This is a genomic window from Pseudomonas shirazensis (assembly GCF_050496565.1).
GTDB classification, from domain to species: Bacteria; Pseudomonadota; Gammaproteobacteria; order Pseudomonadales; family Pseudomonadaceae; genus Aquipseudomonas; species Aquipseudomonas shirazensis_A.
The window spans coordinates 217,099-231,835 of the sequence record NZ_JBNWAE010000002.1 but is presented as its reverse complement, the minus strand read 5'-3'; the positions used below and the strand labels follow the sequence as shown (position 1 = coordinate 231,835).

Sequence of the window (14,737 nt, the reverse complement as noted above, 5' to 3'; positions counted from 1 at the left end):
CGCCTGTCTGCCCGTCACCACCGGCGCCACTGTCGCCCGGCCCTATTCGCTTTCGCCAGAGACCTTACATGCCCGCTATTACTGCCCCGATTGCCCAGCAAGCCCCCGGTAACGACCCCTACGCCTGGCTGCAGCAGCGCGACAGCGCCGAAGTGCTCGCCTACCTGCAGGCCGAAAACGCTTATCAGGAGGCCTGCCTGGCCGATCAGGCGCCGTTGCGCGAGCAGCTGTTCGAGGAAATCAAAGGGCGCATTCTGGAAACCGACCTGTCGCTGCCCTCGCCGTGGGGGCCATGGCTGTACTACACCCGCACTACCGCTGGCGATGAGTACCCGCGCCACTACCGCTGCCCGCGCCCGACAGATGACTCCAACACGGTCGACGCCAGCGCCGAACAGCTGCTGCTCGACCCGAACGAGCTGGCGGCCGGCGGCTTCCTGTCGCTCGGCGCGTTCAATGTCAGCCCCGACCACCAACTGCTGGCCTACAGCCTCGACACCAACGGTGAAGAAACCTACACCCTGTATGTCAAGGACCTGGCCACCGGCGCCATCACCACCCTGCCCTTCGAAGACTGCGACGGCAGCATGACCTGGGCCAACGACAGCCGCACGCTGTTCTTCGCCGAGCTCGACGACACCCATCGCCCCTGCCGCCTGCGCCGCTTCAGCCTGGGCGAGGCTGACGCGCATACCGTGTTCGAAGAAGACGACGGGCGCTTCTTTCTGCACTGCTACCGAGCCAGCTCCGAGCGCCAGCTGATCCTGCTGCTCAACAGCAAGACCACCAGCGAAGCATGGGTGCTGGATGCCGAGACGCCGTTGGCCGAGTTCACCTGCCTGGCCGCGCGTGAAGAGGGTCATGAATACTTCCCCGATCACGGCCAGCTCGATGGCGACTGGCGCTGGTTCATCCGCAGCAACCAGGACGGCATCAACTTCGCCCTGTATCAGGCGCCCTCTGTGGCAGTGCCCAGCCGTGCCCAGTGGCAGGTGCTGGTAGCCCACCGCGACTACATCATGCTCGAAGGCCTCAGCCTGAACGCCAGTGCCCTGGCGCTGAGCCTGCGTGAAGGCGGCCTGCCGATCATCGAAGTACGCCCGCAAGGTCTGGCGCCCTACCGCGTCGAGCTGCCGGATGCGGCCTACAGCCTGTACGTGCAAGACAGCCTGGAATTCGCCAGCACGCGCATCCGCCTGCGCTACGAAGCGCTTAATCGCCCGGCCCAGGTGCGTCAGCTGGAGCTGGCCAGCGGTGCGCAGACGGTGCTCAAGCAAACCCCGGTGCTCGGTGCCTTTGACGCCGACGCCTACGTCAGCGAACGCCTGTGGGCTACCGCCAACGACGGCACCCAGGTGCCGATCAGCCTGGTGCGCCGCCGCGAAGACGTCGGCAAGACGGTGCCGCTCTACCTCTATGGCTATGGCGCTTACGGCGAAAGCCTCGACCCATGGTTCTCCCATGCGCGGCTCAGCCTGCTGGAGCGCGGCGTGGCCTTTGCCATTGCCCATGTGCGCGGCGGTGGCGAGCTGGGTGAAGCCTGGTACCGCGCCGGCAAGCAAGAGCACAAGCAGAATACCTTCGATGACTTTATCGCCTGCGCCGAGCACCTGATCGCAACCGGTGTCAGCCGCCCGCAACAACTGGCGATCAGCGGCGGCAGCGCCGGTGGATTGCTGATCGGCGCGGTGCTCAACCTGCGCCCGCAGCTGTTCCGCTGCGCGATTGCCGAGGTGCCGTTCGTCGATGTGCTCAACACGATGCTCGACCCTGAGCTGCCGCTGACTGTGACCGAGTACGACGAGTGGGGCAACCCCGAAGAGCCCGAGGTGCACGCGCGGATCAAGGCGTACGCGCCTTATGAGAACGTCAAGGCTCAGGCCTACCCGGCAATGCTGGTAGTGGCCGGCTACAACGACAGCCGCGTGCAGTATTGGGAAGCAGCCAAGTGGGTCGCATGCCTGCGCACGCTCAAGACCGATAACAACCTGTTGCTGCTCAAGACCGAGATGGGTGCAGGCCATGGCGGCATGAGCGGACGCTATCAAGGCCTGCGCGATGTGGCGCTGGAATATGCGTTCGTACTCAATGAGCTGGGCGTGGTGTAAACCGGGGTTTCTGTTGTCCTATGCACAACCGTGAACAATCTTGCGTGGCCGCGTGATCAACGCCGCCGCGCCAAGCGCAGAAGACCAGACCATGTCCGACCATTCCCACCTCAATGCCGAAATCCGCGACATGCTCATGGACTGCGGCCTGTTCGACTCCTTGCAGGCCAGCGAATTTGCTGCCGCTGCCGGGTATTTCAGCCTGAGCAACATGAGCGCCGGCGAGACTATCTTTGCCGAGGGCGACGCCGGCACGTTCATGTGCATCCTGCACCGCGGCCAGGTGTCGGTGCGCAAGACCGACAGCACTGGCCGGGCCGTCGAAATCGCCGTATTGCGCCGTGGCGCCTTTGGCGAAATGGCGGTGCTCGACGGCGAGCGGCGCTCGGCCAGTTGCGTAGCGGCCAGCGAATGCCAGCTGCTGACGCTAGGCAAGGATTCGCTGGAGAAGATGCTCAACGAAGCACCGCGCATCGCTGCGCGGATCATTCGCGCACTCGCCGTGGCGCTGTCGAAACGCCTGCGCATGCAGGACGGCCAGCGCCTGGCGCAGGTCTAGTCGTCCTTGCCCTGCGGCCTGGGCGCGTCCTGCTGCAAGCCGGGCAGCGGCTCGTCCCGGCGCGGACTAGGCAGCGGCATCGGTGGCAACAGCGGGCCACCAGGTTGATTGTCGTAGGCTTTGGGTGGCGTGCTCGGGGTGATCTGCGGGTAAGGCGTCGGCGTGGCGGTACCCGGAGCACCGGGCACCGGCGTGCTGATACGTGGCTGTTGCCCGGCAGCTTCGGCCAGCGGCGCGGCCAGCAGGATCAGTGCGCTGAGGATCGCGTGGAGCATCGGCAACCTCCTGTCGAAAATTCATCTACAGGCTACGCCCATCTGCAGGTTTTTGCCTGTCCGCCTGGCCTGTAACCACGCTAGACTCAACGCCATAACCGTCATCAGCCTGATTACAAGAAAGGTCACACCATGAGTTCCACCCTCTCCGCCACCGCCCGCCTGGACCGCATCATCGCCGACGCCAAGCGCGACAAGGAAATGGGCTATCGCGACAAGGCCCTGAAGATGTACCCGCATGTCTGCGGCCGCTGCGCCCGTGAGTTCGCCGGCAAGCGCCTGAGCGAGCTGACCGTGCACCACCGCGACCACAACCACGACAACAACCCCCAGGACGGCTCCAACTGGGAGCTGCTGTGCCTGTACTGTCACGACAACGAGCACTCGCGCTACACCGATCAGCAGTACTTCAGCGAAGGCTCGACGGCCACCCCGAGCATCGCCAAGGCCACGCACAACCCGTTCGCCGGGCTGGCCGGCCTGCTCAAGAAAGACTGACCCCACAGCGGCCGGGCAACCCCGTATAATCGCGTCTTTTTTGCGAAGGGCCCCGGCACGTGGCGAATAAACGGTACAGTTGCATCGGCCTGTTCAACCCCAAGTCTGCAGAGAACGTCGGTTCGGTAATGCGCGCTGCGGGTTGTTACGGCGTCAGCTCGGTGTTCTACACCGGCAAGCGCTACGAGCGCGCGCGTGATTTCGTCACCGACACCAAGCGGGTGCATTACGACATTCCGCTGATCGGCATCGACGACCTGCAGCGCATCATCCCGCTGGGCTGCACGCCGGTGGCGGTGGAGCTGGTCGAGGGCGCCCGCCCGCTGCCGGAATACACCCACCCTGATCGCGCCATCTATATCTTTGGCCCGGAAGACGGCAGCCTCGACGAGAATGTGCGCGCCTGGTGCGAAGAAACCATCTATATCCCCACCGAAGGCTGCATGAACCTTGCGGCAACCGTCAACGTGGTGCTTTACGACCGCCTGGCCAAGGGCCTGAACACCCGCTCGGGGCCTAAATTCAAGTAACAGGCAGGCCGCTGGGCATATGAAATGAACGGCGCGACAACAGCCAGGGTCAGTTATTTACCAACCTACCTGGAGGCTTTGCTCATGCTTGATCTAGATTCCAATGCCCATTCCGAGGAAAAGAACGTGCATGGCTGGGAACGCGCCAGTTCCCTGGCCGGTGGCGCGCTGATGATCAGCAAAGGTATGCGCCATGGCGGCGTCATCGGCCTGCTGCAGGTTGCCGTTGGCGGCCTGGCGCTGGCACGCGGGGTCAAGGGCCGTTGTGCGACCAAGGCCTGGTGGCTGCGTCATCGTCAGGAATACCAGCGTCTGAAGGGTGATATTGACCGTGGCGCCGCCGAGCTGGAAGTGCTCCGCGCCAGTGCCGACGCTGCTACCCGCGGTGCAACTGTCACCGTTAACGACGGCATCCACACCCCCAAGTTGTAACACCGCGCCCTGTGTAGGAGCGGCCTTGTGTCGCGAAAGGCCAGCGAAGCTGGCCCGGCGATTTGGGAGTGATTCAAAATTTTTGGGGCCGCTACGCGCCCCTTTCGCGACACAAGGCCGCTCCTACACAAACCGCGTGGAAGCAGGGCTAGCGTAGTAGCTTGCTCTGCAGCACGTCAGAGCTGCGGCCAAGCACGCTCTCGCTGATCTGGATGAACTCTGCAGTATTCACACTCGGCATGCGCATCAACGCCTGGGTGACGTCGTCCAGTGAGCGCTTGTTCTGGGTGTGCAGGCGGATCTCCCGATCCAGTGCCTGCAACACCTGCACGCCGCGTGCGATCTGCCCGGCGTTAGCCTGCCTGGCCACCAGCCGAATGACCTTGGCCCCTTGCTTGTGCAGGCGTGCCTGCCAGGCTTCATAGCGATCATCACTGATGCCGCCGGCGCGGCGCAGCAGTTCGGTCGCGTAATAGTCGGTCAGGCTTTCACTGATCCAGTCGCTGTCATCGCGCACCTTGATCTGCGCAAACAACTGGACCAGCTCACGCAGCAATGGGCTGCTGCCGTTTTCGCTGATCGAGGGGCGGTTGCTGTGGATGAACAATGAGTTGTGCTCGCCACGCACACCCCGCCACATCTGATCGCGTGCGCCAACCAGCAACAGCTTGGGTGGATTGCGCGGGAACACCGCTTGTAGCTGAGGCCAGACGAACGTCAGCAGCGTCAGCGTATCCATCCGCCGCATGCCCTGCCCTTGCGGCGCCGCGACGGTGACGTCGGTTTCGCCCAGGCGCGCGCGGCGGCTGCCGAGGTTACCGGCGAGCATCCAGCCGGTCGGCCGATCGAACAGGCGCGAGACATCATCGATGCGAAACTTGTGCGGGCCGATCCGCGGCCAGGCCGTTTCCACGCTCTTCCAGCCCGGCGGCAGCTCGACTGCCAGGCGCGCCACCAGCTCGGTGCCGTCCTGTTGATCGAGGCGTGCCGGCGGCACCAGTTGGTCGCCACGGAACACCGCCCAATGCGCGGTCATGCGGCTCTCAAAGGCACCTCCCGGCGCAGTACTGTCGAGCCGCACGCGGTAACTGAGGCTGGTCTTGCCCGCTGCCGGGCGCCACACACCGCGCTCGCCCTGCTGCGACCACTGGCCATCGGCCTGAAACCCACTGTAGGCATTGGCCTTACCCAAGGCAAAATCCAGGCTACGCACCGCGCTGCCATCCGCCAGGGTCAGGCGCACTTCGGCCTGGCCACTGCTGGGCAGCAGGCGCACCTGATAATCCAGATCGACCTTCTTGGCCCAGGCTGGCGAACAAGCCAGCGCCAGAACCAGCAGCACAGGGCAACGCATAGACAAACTCCTTGTTCGGCACAGGCCAGTCACCGCGCAGCTCAGCCGGCGCGAAAAATCAAATGGTCTTCCCAGTCGTCTTCAGCCACATCGTTCTCGCTGAGCATGCGCCCGGACTGCGAAATACGTTGCTCATGCACCTGGCTGCGGTCGCCACAGACCAGATGGTGCCAGGCAGGCAGGTCCTTGCCTTCGCTGACCAGCCGATAACCACAGGTCGGCGGCAACCATTTGAATTGATCGGCCTTGCCCGGCGTGAGCTGAATGCAGTCGGGCACGTGCTTGAAGCGATTGGGGTAGTCGCTGCACTGGCAACTGTTCAGATCGAGCAGTTTGCAGGCAATGCGGGTGTAGTAGACGCTGTTGTCGTCCTCGTCCTCTAGTTTCTGCAGGCAGCACATGCCGCAGCCATCGCAGAGTGATTCCCACTCTTGCGGGTCGAGTTGATCGAGGGTCTTGCGCTGCCAGAAGGGCGCAGTCGGGGCCATCATCACACGGTTTCTCGCAGTTGTTCTTGGGCCGCAGCAGGCGGCGGCGCCAGTCTAGAGCCTGGCCTTGGGCAAAGCCAGACCGCTTGTCAGGGGTGGCCAGACGCAGTAGCGTGCCGGCTCCCCCTTGTGTCTTGCAGGAGCTGTCATGAGCGCCAACCCACGCGTTGCCGATTACGCCATCAACGAACAGTTCATCAATCGCTGGTCGCCCCGCGCATTCAACCCCGAGCCGATCAGTGAAGAAACCTTGCTGAGCTTCTTTGAAGCCGCGCGCTGGGCGCCTTCGGCCTATAACTCGCAGCCGTGGCGGTTCCTTTATGCCCGTCGCGACACGCCAAACTGGCAGCGCTACCTGGAGCTGCTGGTACCGTTCAACCGCAGCTGGGCTCAGCATGCCTCGGCGCTGGTGCTGGTGATTTCCAAGACCAGCTTCACCGCCCCCGGCGCCACCGAAGAATCGCCAGCCTTGTGGCACGCCTTTGATACCGGTTCGGCCTGGGGCCACCTGGCGCTGCAAGCGAGCCTCAGCGGTTGGCACACTCATGGCATGGCCGGCTTTGACCAGGCGCTCGCCCGCGAACAACTGAAGATCCCCGAAGGCTATGAGCTGCAAGCGATGGTCGCGATCGGCAAGCTGGGCGACAAGGCTACTCTCGCCGAAGGCCTGCAGGCCCGTGAAGTACCTAGCCCGCGCAAGCCGCTGGCCGAGCTGGCCGCAGAAGGCGATTTCAGCCTCTGATCTGCCCGCAGCGCGGGGCGGCGCTTGCTACACGCGTCCCGCGCTACCGATCAATAGCCGCGCTGGAAATCCACCTCGCCGCGCAGTGCCTGCCCTGCGGTATAGTCGCGCAGATTATCGACAAACAAACGCACCATCGCCGTCGGCGAGGTCGGTGCGGAGCTGTGCCCGGTCAGCAGCAAACCCCACGCCGTCCAGAACGGATGCTGCTGCGGCAACGGCTCCTGCCGGCATACGTCAATCACCGCGCCGGCCAGATGGCCTTCCTTCAACGCTGCAACCAGGTCGGCATCCACTACCGAAACACCACGGCCAGCGTTGATCAACAGCGCACTGGGCTTGAAGCGTTTGAACAGCGCGGCGTTATACAGGTCATGGGTGGCCGGGGTATCAGGCAACAGGTTGATTACGTAATCAGCCTGCTCGACTCGCTGTGGCAATTGATCGAGCCCAACCACTTCAACAAACGGCGCCTGCTCGCGGGCGCTGCTGGCAACACCGTACAGGGTCACGCCAAATGGCACGAGGAACTCCGCCACACGCTGGCCGATATCCCCGGTGCCAACGATCAGCACCTGGCGCCCTTGCAGGCTGTGCCCAGGGCGCTCGTCCCAGCGCCGCTCGACCTGGCTAACCAGGCGCGACAGCACTTCGCGCTCGTGGCCAAGCATATAGGTCAGCATGTATTCGGCCATGACCTGGCCAAAAATGCCCACAGCGCGGGTCAGACGGTAATCACGCGACAGGCCGTCGGCGAGCAGCGGCGTAATCCCTGCCCAGGTCGACTGGGCCCATTCTGGCTTGTGGCCTTGGCGTAGCAGAGTCGCCAAAAGGTCCGGCTGGCCCAGCCAAACCGGGCATTGCGGCGCCAGTAGCGCCAACTCGGCGGAGTTACCGCTGGTCAGCACTTCAAGGTCGGGGGCAGCAGCGGCCAGCAGGCCGGCATAGTTGGCATGATCCTGTTCAGCGATCAGAACGCGCATCTCAAAAGACAACCTTGGCAGATAACGGAAAACGGCCCGGGTGACGGGCCGCTTGGGCAAACGATGGACAGCGCGGGCCGATCAGACCGGATCGTTGCGGCGCAGCAGCTCTTCCGGCAGGTGCTCGATGTACTCGTCTTCGAGCGGCGGCATCTGCAGGTGATAGCCCTGAGTCTCGAGGTTGTTCAGCACCTGTTCGATGTCTTCCCGGGCCAGCTTGCGCTCTGGTGACAGCACTAGGTCGAAGGCATGAATCGGCGAACCGAAGGCCGGCAGCAAACCGGCTGGGACCCGCTCCAGGCCATCGGCCTTGAGCACGTACAGGTACATTTCGTTTTTGCGCGGGCTCTTGTAAATCGAGCAGATGCGTTTCATGAGGATTCTCCGAGCGCGGCCAGATCATCCAGCAGCGCCTGGCCCATCCGCTCGCGACGCCAGCCCCGCAGCGAATCGGGCAGTTGATAGGGCCCATTGGGGTAGCCGCTCTTGAGCAGCGCCTCGAGGGTTTTCTTGCGCAGCATCAGCTCCGGGGCGATGCCCAGCCGCTCACCTTCGGCCTGGCCGATGGCGCGCAGGCGCTTGAGGATGGCCGAGGCTTCGATCGGCAATGGCTCAGGCAGCGCTGGCGGGTACTGCTCAGCCGGCACACTGCCGGCCTGCTTGATCAATTGCAGGAGGAACTCGCCGTCCTGACGCAGGGTGCGCGGGTGCATGTCGTCGATCTTGGCCAGTGCAGAAAGGCTGTCTGGCTGGGTCTTGGCGATCGGCCACAGCGAATGCTCACGCAGCACGCGGTTGCGCGGCACATCACGGCTGCGCGCTTCCCGCTCGCGCCAGGCCGACAGTTCACGCAGGACTGCCAATTGCTGACGCGACAGCTTCCAGGCCAGCTTAACCTCGCGATAGAGCAGCTGCGGCTCGACTTCACGGCGCATCTGCGCGACCAGCTCGGCGCCGTCTTCCAGCACCCAGGCGTACTTGTCATCGGACAGCCGCGGGCGCAGCGCGGTGAACAGCTCGGCGAGGTGCACGGCGTCTTCGGCGGCGTAGCTGACCTGGGTCTCCGACAACGGCCGCTGCAGCCAGTCGGAGCGGGTTTCGCCCTTGGGCAGATCGAGCCCGAGCACGTCCTGCACCAGGCGCGAGTAGCCCATCGAGAAACCGATGTTGAGGTAACCTGCGGCCAACTGGGTATCGAACAGCGGCTGGGGCAGCTTGCCGGTCAGGCGCAGGAGGACTTCGAGGTCCTCACTACAGGCGTGCACCACTTTGACCACTTGCGGGTCTTCGAGCAGGTCAGCCAAGGGCTGCCAGTCATGGACCCGTAACGGGTCGATAAGAAAGGCTTTTTGACCGTCGCCAACCTGCAGCAGCCCGGCCTTGGGGTAGAAGGTGTCTACCCGCATGAATTCGGTGTCGAGCGCTACGAAGGGCAATTCGCGCCAGGTCCGGCAGTGCTCGGCCAGGCTCTGGTCGTCACAGATCCAGTGTATTTCGTTGGCCACGAGGCTCTCCCACAAACAGTGGCGCGCAGTATATACGCCGTGGGCCGCGCACGCGAAACATGGCGACCATCGCCCGCCGCCTTCGTCAGCGGCCAGCCGCCAGCCACGGCCGGCAACCGGCGAACAGGTCCAGTGATTGCTGGTAGACCGCACTGTGCACTTGCAGCAGGCCGAGCATCGAGTGGAACAGGTTGTCCTGGCTCAGCGGCGCATCACGCAGGCGCGCCAGGCACTCGTTGTCGAGGCCAAAGTCCTGCCGGTAACTGTCGGAGAACCACGCCAGCATCGGCACATGGCGTTGCTGCTCGGGCGCCAGCATGTACGGCGTGCCATGCAGGTAGAGGTTGTACTCACCCAGCGACTCGCCATGGTCGGACAGGTACAGCATGGCCGTGTCGACCTTGTCCTGACGGCTGCGCAGCAGGTCGATCAGCGAGGCGAGCACGTGGTCGGTGTAACCCAGGGTGTTGTCGTAGCTGTTGATGATTGCCTGCTGGTCGCACTGGTTCAGGGCATTGCTGCGGCACACCGGGGTGAACCGCTCGAACGCCTGCGGATAACGCTTGTAGTAATCAGGACCGTGGCTGCCCATCTGGTGCAGGACCAGCACGGTGTCCTGGTCGAGACTGTCGAGCAGCTCGGCCAGGCCTTGCAGGAGGATCTCGTCGTGGCACTCGCCGCCGGCACACAGGGCGGGGTCCTTGAGGTTGCTGACGTCGACGAACTGCACACGGTCGCAAGTGCCCTTGCACCCTGATTGATTGTCACGCCACTGCACCGTCAGGCCGGCGCGCTGGAGCATGTCCAACAACCCCTCACGGTTACGGGCGACGCTGGCATCGTAGTCCTTGCGCGGCATGCCGGAGAACATGCACGGCACCGACACAGCGGTTTCGGTGCCGCATGAATGCACGTCGGTGAAGCCCAGCAGGCCGTCTTCCTTGCTCAGGCGCGGGGTTGTATCGCGGCCATAACCGAGCACGCCAAAGTTTTCTGCACGGGCGCTTTCACCCACTACCAACACCGTCAACGATTTGCGCTTGTGCTGCTGCCAGGCAGCGGCATCGCGGCGGGCGTCTTCGCCGTAGCGCTGAAACGGCGCGGCCGCACTGCCCAGCCGCTCGCTGGCGTAGCCAAACGAGGCGCCAACGATGTTGCTTGGGGTGAGCATCAGGCGGATTTCATGGTGGTTGCGAAACAGCGAAGACAGGCCCTGATAGTTGGCCAGCGCCACCGCGCCCAACGCCACCGCACAGGCACCGCCAACCAGCAGTTTGCCGAACACTTCGCGGTGCCACGGGCGATAGGCGATTGGCGCCTTCCACACCAGTGCGGCAGGCACTAAACCAAGCAGCACGATATAGCCGATGAACTTCAACGAGAGCAGATCACGCACTTCGCTGATGTTGGTCTCGGCAACGTTGCGAAACATGCCTGCATCAATCAGCACACCGTACTGATTCATGAAGTAAGCCACTGCCGCACCGCTGACAAACAGCACCATCAAGACCGGCTTCAACACATACTTGAAGGCAATCAGGGTCAACACCAGGTTGAACGCCAACAGCATCAGCAGGGCAAACGCCAGAATCAGCCAAAGCCCCGTCAACCCTGGCGGCACCAGCGCCTGGAGGTGACTCCAGAGCAGGCTGTTGAAGCCAATCAACAGGTACAGGCTGGCCAGTAACGTGACCCATTCGGTCCGCAGATTGTTGAGTTTCAGCATGGTCTTCGCTATCGAGTTTGATGTTGGCCCAGGCGCGATGCAGCGCGTGGCAATTCGAAGCGGATTGTGGGAAGCAGACCATCGTTTTTTTGTGAAAAACCTGCCAACAAACTCTAACATCCAGCAACAATTACACTTGTTTGCGTTTCATTCAGCCAACGTTCAGCCAACCGTTGCAGAACCACCTGCGCCCACGCCATCGGCAAACGCGGCTATCCTCAAGGTTCTGCACCAGTGGCCAACCCCTGACGGAGGTGAAGAAATGCCCGTACCGCATGATCTGTTCGCAGACCTCAGCATCCAGGCTGACGATTTTCACGCATTGAGCGCAAAGGACCCCGAGCTGCTCAAGCTGTACAAGGACTACAACGCCAAGGACAAAGAGGTGGACGTCGCTGAACGCACCGCCGCCGCCGATGACACTGTCACGCAATTGCGCAAGGAGCGGCTGCTGATCAAGGACAAGATCGAACGAATCATTCATCCAGCCAAGTCCTGACCCGGCTGCATTAATTTTCAAACCGCCATCGCGGGGCAAGCCTGCGATGGCGATCAATAGCACCTCAGACCGCCGCGCTGGCCTGCAACGCGCCTTGCAGATCATCGATCAAGTCGCGGCAGTCCTCGATGCCCAACGACAACCGCAGCAGGCCCTCGGTAATCCCCATCACACCTTTCTGTTCCGGGCTCAGCGAGTTGTGCGACATGCTCCAGGAATGGTTGATCATGCTCTCGACGCCGCCCAGCGAATCGGCCAGGACGAAGATCGACAGCGCGTCGACAAAGCGCTTGAGCGCCTCGCGATCGCCCTTCACTTGCAGGCTTACGACCGCGCCGCCCGTGCGCATCTGGCGCTTGCACAGCTCATGCTGCGGATGGCTTGGCAGGCCTGGGTAGAACACCTTGTCGACCAGCGGATGAGTCTCAAGGAACTGCGCCACCCGCAGCGCATTGGCGCTCTGGCGCTCCATACGCACGTCCAGCGTCTTCAGCCCGCGCAAGGCCAGGTAGCAATCGAACGGGCCCTGCACGGCACCGACCGCCATGCTGATATTGCGCAGGCGCGCCAGCAGCTCGGCGTTGGCCGCCACCACCACGCCGCCGGTGAGGTCGGAGTGACCACCGATGTACTTGCTCGCCGAGTGCATCACCAGATCCACGCCGAGGGTGATCGGCTGCTGATTCCACGGCGAGCAGAAGGTGTTGTCGATGCAGGTGAGGATATTGCGGGCACGGGCCAGGCTGCACACCGCTTCGATATCGACCAGATGCAGCAGCGGATTGGTCGGCGACTCGATCCAGATCAGTTGCGTGTCCGGGCGAATCGCCGCCGCCAGGGCGTCCAGGTCATTCAGATCGACATACGTAGTGGTCAGCCCGGAGGTGCGACTGCGGTAGTCTTCGAGCAGGCGGAAGGTACCGCCGTAGACGCCATTCATCACCACCACATGGGCGTCCTTGTCGAGCAACTCGAGCACTGTCGAGGTGGCGCTCACGCCGGAAGCACAGGCCACCGCACCAAGCCCTTCTTCCAACGCCGCAACGCAGGTCTCGTAGGCATGCCGGGTCGGATTGGCAACGCGGCTGTAGGCGTACTCGGGGTTATCGTCGAGGCCGCGCTTGATGTACGAGCTGGCAGTGTAGATCGGCGGGAAGATGGCGTTGTCGGCAACGCTGGATTGCTCGCCGGCGTGGATGGTACGCGTGGCGAAGTTGCGCGGTTTGTCGGACATGATCGGGCCCAGTGACTGTTAGAAGGCGGGGTTGATGGCCGTCACTATCGCATATCCGCCGCCATTGGCCGAGCGCGGGCGGAGGCTCGCGATACCCCGACCCATGCATTCTATTCGTGCTCGTTAACGGCTAGTCTGAAGCATATTTTTCTCGGCAAAGCGACGCACCGGCATGGACAGTTTCGACCAGCACATCCTCACCCTGCTCCAACGCGATGCCTCCACCTCGCTCAAAGAGCTGGCCGAAGCGGTCAACCTCACCACCACCCCGTGCTGGAAACGGGTCAAGCGCTTGCAGGACGAGGGCTACATTCTCGGCCGCGTCGCGCTGCTTGACCCGCAACGGCTCGGCCTGGGTCTGACCGTGTTCGTCCAGCTCAAGACCCAGCGCCACGACAATGCCTGGCTCGAGCAATTTGCCGCCACCGTCAGCGGCTTCGAGGAGGTCATGGAGTTCTACCGCATGTCTGGCGATTGGGATTACATGCTGCGGGTGGTGGTCAGCGATATTGCCGCCTACGATCGCTTCTACAAGAAGCTGATCACCCGCACCGATGGCCTGTCGAACATCACCTCCAGCTTTGCCATGGAGCAGATGAAGTACACCACGGCCTTCCCTGTGCATCGCTGATGCGTCGATCAATTGGTTTGAACGGCTGATAGAGCGCGCCGATCAACCGAGTGGACAAAGCAATTTGACGGCGTGGGGCACAGGTTATAGCTTGGACTCACTGCCCTGCGGCCAACTGGCCGACCCTCCTTAGACGCGAGCGCGATTGTGGAACCCAACGGCCAGGCCCTGATCGACGGCTACAACCGAAAAATCGACTACCTGCGGATGTCGGTCACCGACCGCTGTGATTTTCGTTGTGTCTATTGCATGGCTGAAGATATGCAGTTCTTGCCGCGCCAGCAGATCCTCAGCCTTGAAGAGCTGTATCAGGTAGCCGAACGCTTCGTTGCCCTCGGCACCCGCAAGATCCGCCTGACCGGCGGCGAGCCCTTGGTGCGCCAGGGTATCGTCGAGCTGTGCCGGCGCATCGCCGCCCTGCCCGGCCTGCGTGAGCTGTGCATGACCAGTAACGGCTCGCAACTCGACCGGCTGGCGCAACCGCTGTTCGACGCCGGCCTCAGCCGCCTCAACATCAGCCTCGACAGCCTCGACCCGGAGCGCTTTCGCCAGCTGACCCGCACCGGCGATCTGGCCCAGGTCATTGCCGGCATCGACGCCGCGCGCCGCGCCGGCTTCAAGCGGATCAAGCTCAACTGCGTGGTGCTCAAGGGCCGCAATGATGACGAACTGGTCGATTTGGTGCGCTTTGCCATCGAACGTGAGCTGGACATCACCTTCATCGAAGAGATGCCGCTGGGCGTGATCAGCGAGCATCAGCGCGGCGAGTCGTTCTATTCCAGCGATGACGTGCGCGACCGCCTCGCGGCGCACTTCAGCCTGATCGAATCTGCCGAATCATCGCAGGGTCCGGCGCGCTACTGGCGCCTGGCCGAGGCGGCGCAGACGCGGGTCGGTTTCATCTCGCCGCATAGCCACAACTTTTGCGCCACCTGCAACCGTGTCCGCCTGACCGTCGAGGGCCGCTTGCTGCTGTGCCTGGGCAACGAACATTCGCTGGACCTGAAACAGGTGCTACGCGCGCACCCAGGTGATGCCGAGCGCCTCGAACAGGCCATCCGCGAAGCGGTGCAGCTCAAGCCTTACCGCCACCACTTCGAAGTGGGCGGCGAGGTGCAGATATTGCGCTTCATGAACATGACTGGCGGCTGACACAACCGCCTCTGGATCCCC

17 protein-coding genes are annotated in these 14,737 nt (G+C 63.1%); 9 read left to right on the top strand and 8 right to left on the bottom strand.

Features of this window, described 5'->3' with window-relative positions; all coding sequences use genetic code 11:
- The first annotated feature begins 68 nt into the window (after positions 1-68).
- Together ACQZ2L_RS05070 and ACQZ2L_RS05065 are read left to right on the top strand one after the other, a co-directional pair.
- Positions 69-2,108 carry a S9 family peptidase gene (locus tag ACQZ2L_RS05070; protein WP_430324926.1) on the top strand — a complete coding sequence of 680 codons (2,040 nt, stop codon included), beginning with the start codon at positions 69-71 and terminating at the stop codon, positions 2,106-2,108.
- 91 nt (positions 2,109-2,199) lie between these two features.
- A complete protein-coding gene (locus ACQZ2L_RS05065) occupies positions 2,200-2,667 on the top strand; it encodes a cyclic nucleotide-binding domain-containing protein (RefSeq protein WP_430324924.1) in 468 nt (155 codons plus the stop codon).
- On the opposite strand, the gene ACQZ2L_RS05060 is transcribed toward ACQZ2L_RS05065, so the two are convergent.
- Positions 2,664-2,942: a hypothetical protein gene (locus ACQZ2L_RS05060; RefSeq protein ID WP_430324922.1), complete on the bottom strand. Its 279-nt coding sequence runs from the start codon at positions 2,940-2,942 to the stop codon at positions 2,664-2,666. The genes ACQZ2L_RS05065 and ACQZ2L_RS05060 overlap by 4 nt on opposite strands.
- 132 nt (positions 2,943-3,074) lie before the next feature.
- Between ACQZ2L_RS05060 and ACQZ2L_RS05055 the strand changes: the two genes are divergently transcribed.
- The 3 genes from ACQZ2L_RS05055 (at position 3,075) to ACQZ2L_RS05045 (ending at position 4,402) form a co-directional block, all read left to right on the top strand.
- The gene (locus tag ACQZ2L_RS05055) at positions 3,075-3,440 is read left to right on the top strand and encodes a YajD family HNH nuclease (protein ID WP_101317496.1); all 366 of its coding nucleotides are present in this window, start codon (positions 3,075-3,077) and stop codon (positions 3,438-3,440) included.
- Between the two features lie 59 nt (positions 3,441-3,499).
- Entirely contained in the window at positions 3,500-3,970 is a 471-nt protein-coding gene (locus tag ACQZ2L_RS05050) for an RNA methyltransferase (RefSeq protein ID WP_103436478.1), read from the top strand.
- An 84-nt stretch (positions 3,971-4,054) separates the two neighbouring features.
- The gene (locus tag ACQZ2L_RS05045) at positions 4,055-4,402 is read left to right on the top strand and encodes a DUF2892 domain-containing protein (protein WP_430324920.1); all 348 of its coding nucleotides are present in this window, start codon (positions 4,055-4,057) and stop codon (positions 4,400-4,402) included.
- Between the two features lie 148 nt (positions 4,403-4,550).
- On the opposite strand, the gene ACQZ2L_RS05040 is transcribed toward ACQZ2L_RS05045, so the two are convergent.
- Positions 4,551-5,756, bottom strand: a complete 1,206-nt coding sequence (locus ACQZ2L_RS05040) for a hypothetical protein (protein WP_430324918.1) — start codon at positions 5,754-5,756, stop codon at positions 4,551-4,553.
- 41 nt (positions 5,757-5,797) lie between these two features.
- The gene (locus ACQZ2L_RS05035; RefSeq protein ID WP_314876045.1) at positions 5,798-6,247 is read right to left on the bottom strand and encodes a YcgN family cysteine cluster protein; all 450 of its coding nucleotides are present in this window, start codon (positions 6,245-6,247) and stop codon (positions 5,798-5,800) included.
- A gap of 145 nt (positions 6,248-6,392) precedes the next feature.
- On the opposite strand from ACQZ2L_RS05035, the gene ACQZ2L_RS05030 reads away from it, so the two are divergent.
- Positions 6,393-6,986: a nitroreductase family protein gene (locus tag ACQZ2L_RS05030; RefSeq protein ID WP_430324916.1), complete on the top strand. Its 594-nt coding sequence runs from the start codon at positions 6,393-6,395 to the stop codon at positions 6,984-6,986.
- 50 nt (positions 6,987-7,036) lie between these two features.
- On the opposite strand, the gene ACQZ2L_RS05025 is transcribed toward ACQZ2L_RS05030, so the two are convergent.
- The 4 genes from ACQZ2L_RS05025 to ACQZ2L_RS05010 form a co-directional block, all read right to left on the bottom strand.
- Entirely contained in the window at positions 7,037-7,969 is a 933-nt protein-coding gene (locus ACQZ2L_RS05025) for a D-2-hydroxyacid dehydrogenase (protein ID WP_430324915.1), read from the bottom strand.
- Between the two features lie 81 nt (positions 7,970-8,050).
- Complete coding sequence (locus ACQZ2L_RS05020; RefSeq protein WP_430324913.1) at positions 8,051-8,344, bottom strand: YcgL domain-containing protein; 294 nt, start codon at positions 8,342-8,344, stop codon at positions 8,051-8,053.
- Positions 8,341-9,474, bottom strand: a complete 1,134-nt coding sequence (gene rnd / locus ACQZ2L_RS05015) for a ribonuclease D (RefSeq protein ID WP_430324912.1) — start codon at positions 9,472-9,474, stop codon at positions 8,341-8,343. The genes ACQZ2L_RS05020 and rnd overlap by 4 nt, the downstream gene beginning before the upstream one ends.
- Before the next feature lie 85 nt (positions 9,475-9,559).
- A complete protein-coding gene (locus ACQZ2L_RS05010; RefSeq protein WP_430324911.1) occupies positions 9,560-11,200 on the bottom strand; it encodes a phosphoethanolamine transferase in 1,641 nt (546 codons plus the stop codon).
- Between the two features lie 262 nt (positions 11,201-11,462).
- Between ACQZ2L_RS05010 and ACQZ2L_RS05005 the strand changes: the two genes are divergently transcribed.
- Complete coding sequence (locus tag ACQZ2L_RS05005; RefSeq protein WP_430325161.1) at positions 11,463-11,699, top strand: YdcH family protein; 237 nt, start codon at positions 11,463-11,465, stop codon at positions 11,697-11,699.
- A gap of 64 nt (positions 11,700-11,763) precedes the next feature.
- Here ACQZ2L_RS05005 and ACQZ2L_RS05000 read toward each other — a convergent pair whose 3' ends face one another.
- Positions 11,764-12,945, bottom strand: coding sequence for a trans-sulfuration enzyme family protein (locus ACQZ2L_RS05000; protein ID WP_430325160.1), 1,182 nt, complete (start codon positions 12,943-12,945; stop codon positions 11,764-11,766).
- A 160-nt stretch (positions 12,946-13,105) separates the two neighbouring features.
- Between ACQZ2L_RS05000 and ACQZ2L_RS04995 the strand changes: the two genes are divergently transcribed.
- Positions 13,106-13,564, top strand: a complete 459-nt coding sequence (locus ACQZ2L_RS04995; protein ID WP_430324910.1) for an Lrp/AsnC family transcriptional regulator — start codon at positions 13,106-13,108, stop codon at positions 13,562-13,564.
- A 147-nt stretch (positions 13,565-13,711) separates the two neighbouring features.
- Positions 13,712-14,716: a GTP 3',8-cyclase MoaA gene (gene moaA, locus ACQZ2L_RS04990; protein WP_430324909.1), complete on the top strand. Its 1,005-nt coding sequence runs from the start codon at positions 13,712-13,714 to the stop codon at positions 14,714-14,716.
- Positions 14,717-14,737 lie beyond the last annotated feature (21 nt).

Bases quoted from the DNA above. Each gene is read 5' to 3' on its own strand.
- ACQZ2L_RS05070 (WP_430324926.1), top strand. From the start codon at position 69: ATGCCCGCTATTACTGCCCCGATTGCCCAGCAAGCCCCCGGTAACGAC.
- ACQZ2L_RS05065 (WP_430324924.1), top strand. From the start codon at position 2,200: ATGTCCGACCATTCCCACCTCAATGCCGAAATCCGCGACATGCTCATG.
- ACQZ2L_RS05060 (WP_430324922.1), bottom strand. From the start codon at position 2,942: ATGCTCCACGCGATCCTCAGCGCACTGATCCTGCTGGCCGCGCCGCTG.
- ACQZ2L_RS05055 (WP_101317496.1), top strand. From the start codon at position 3,075: ATGAGTTCCACCCTCTCCGCCACCGCCCGCCTGGACCGCATCATCGCC.
- ACQZ2L_RS05045 (WP_430324920.1), top strand. From the start codon at position 4,055: ATGCTTGATCTAGATTCCAATGCCCATTCCGAGGAAAAGAACGTGCAT.
- ACQZ2L_RS05040 (WP_430324918.1), bottom strand. From the start codon at position 5,756: ATGCGTTGCCCTGTGCTGCTGGTTCTGGCGCTGGCTTGTTCGCCAGCC.
- ACQZ2L_RS05035 (WP_314876045.1), bottom strand. From the start codon at position 6,247: ATGATGGCCCCGACTGCGCCCTTCTGGCAGCGCAAGACCCTCGATCAA.
- ACQZ2L_RS05030 (WP_430324916.1), top strand. From the start codon at position 6,393: ATGAGCGCCAACCCACGCGTTGCCGATTACGCCATCAACGAACAGTTC.
- ACQZ2L_RS05025 (WP_430324915.1), bottom strand. From the start codon at position 7,969: ATGCGCGTTCTGATCGCTGAACAGGATCATGCCAACTATGCCGGCCTG.
- ACQZ2L_RS05020 (WP_430324913.1), bottom strand. From the start codon at position 8,344: ATGAAACGCATCTGCTCGATTTACAAGAGCCCGCGCAAAAACGAAATG.
- ACQZ2L_RS05010 (WP_430324911.1), bottom strand. From the start codon at position 11,200: ATGCTGAAACTCAACAATCTGCGGACCGAATGGGTCACGTTACTGGCC.
- ACQZ2L_RS05005 (WP_430325161.1), top strand. From the start codon at position 11,463: ATGCCCGTACCGCATGATCTGTTCGCAGACCTCAGCATCCAGGCTGAC.
- ACQZ2L_RS04995 (WP_430324910.1), top strand. From the start codon at position 13,106: ATGGACAGTTTCGACCAGCACATCCTCACCCTGCTCCAACGCGATGCC.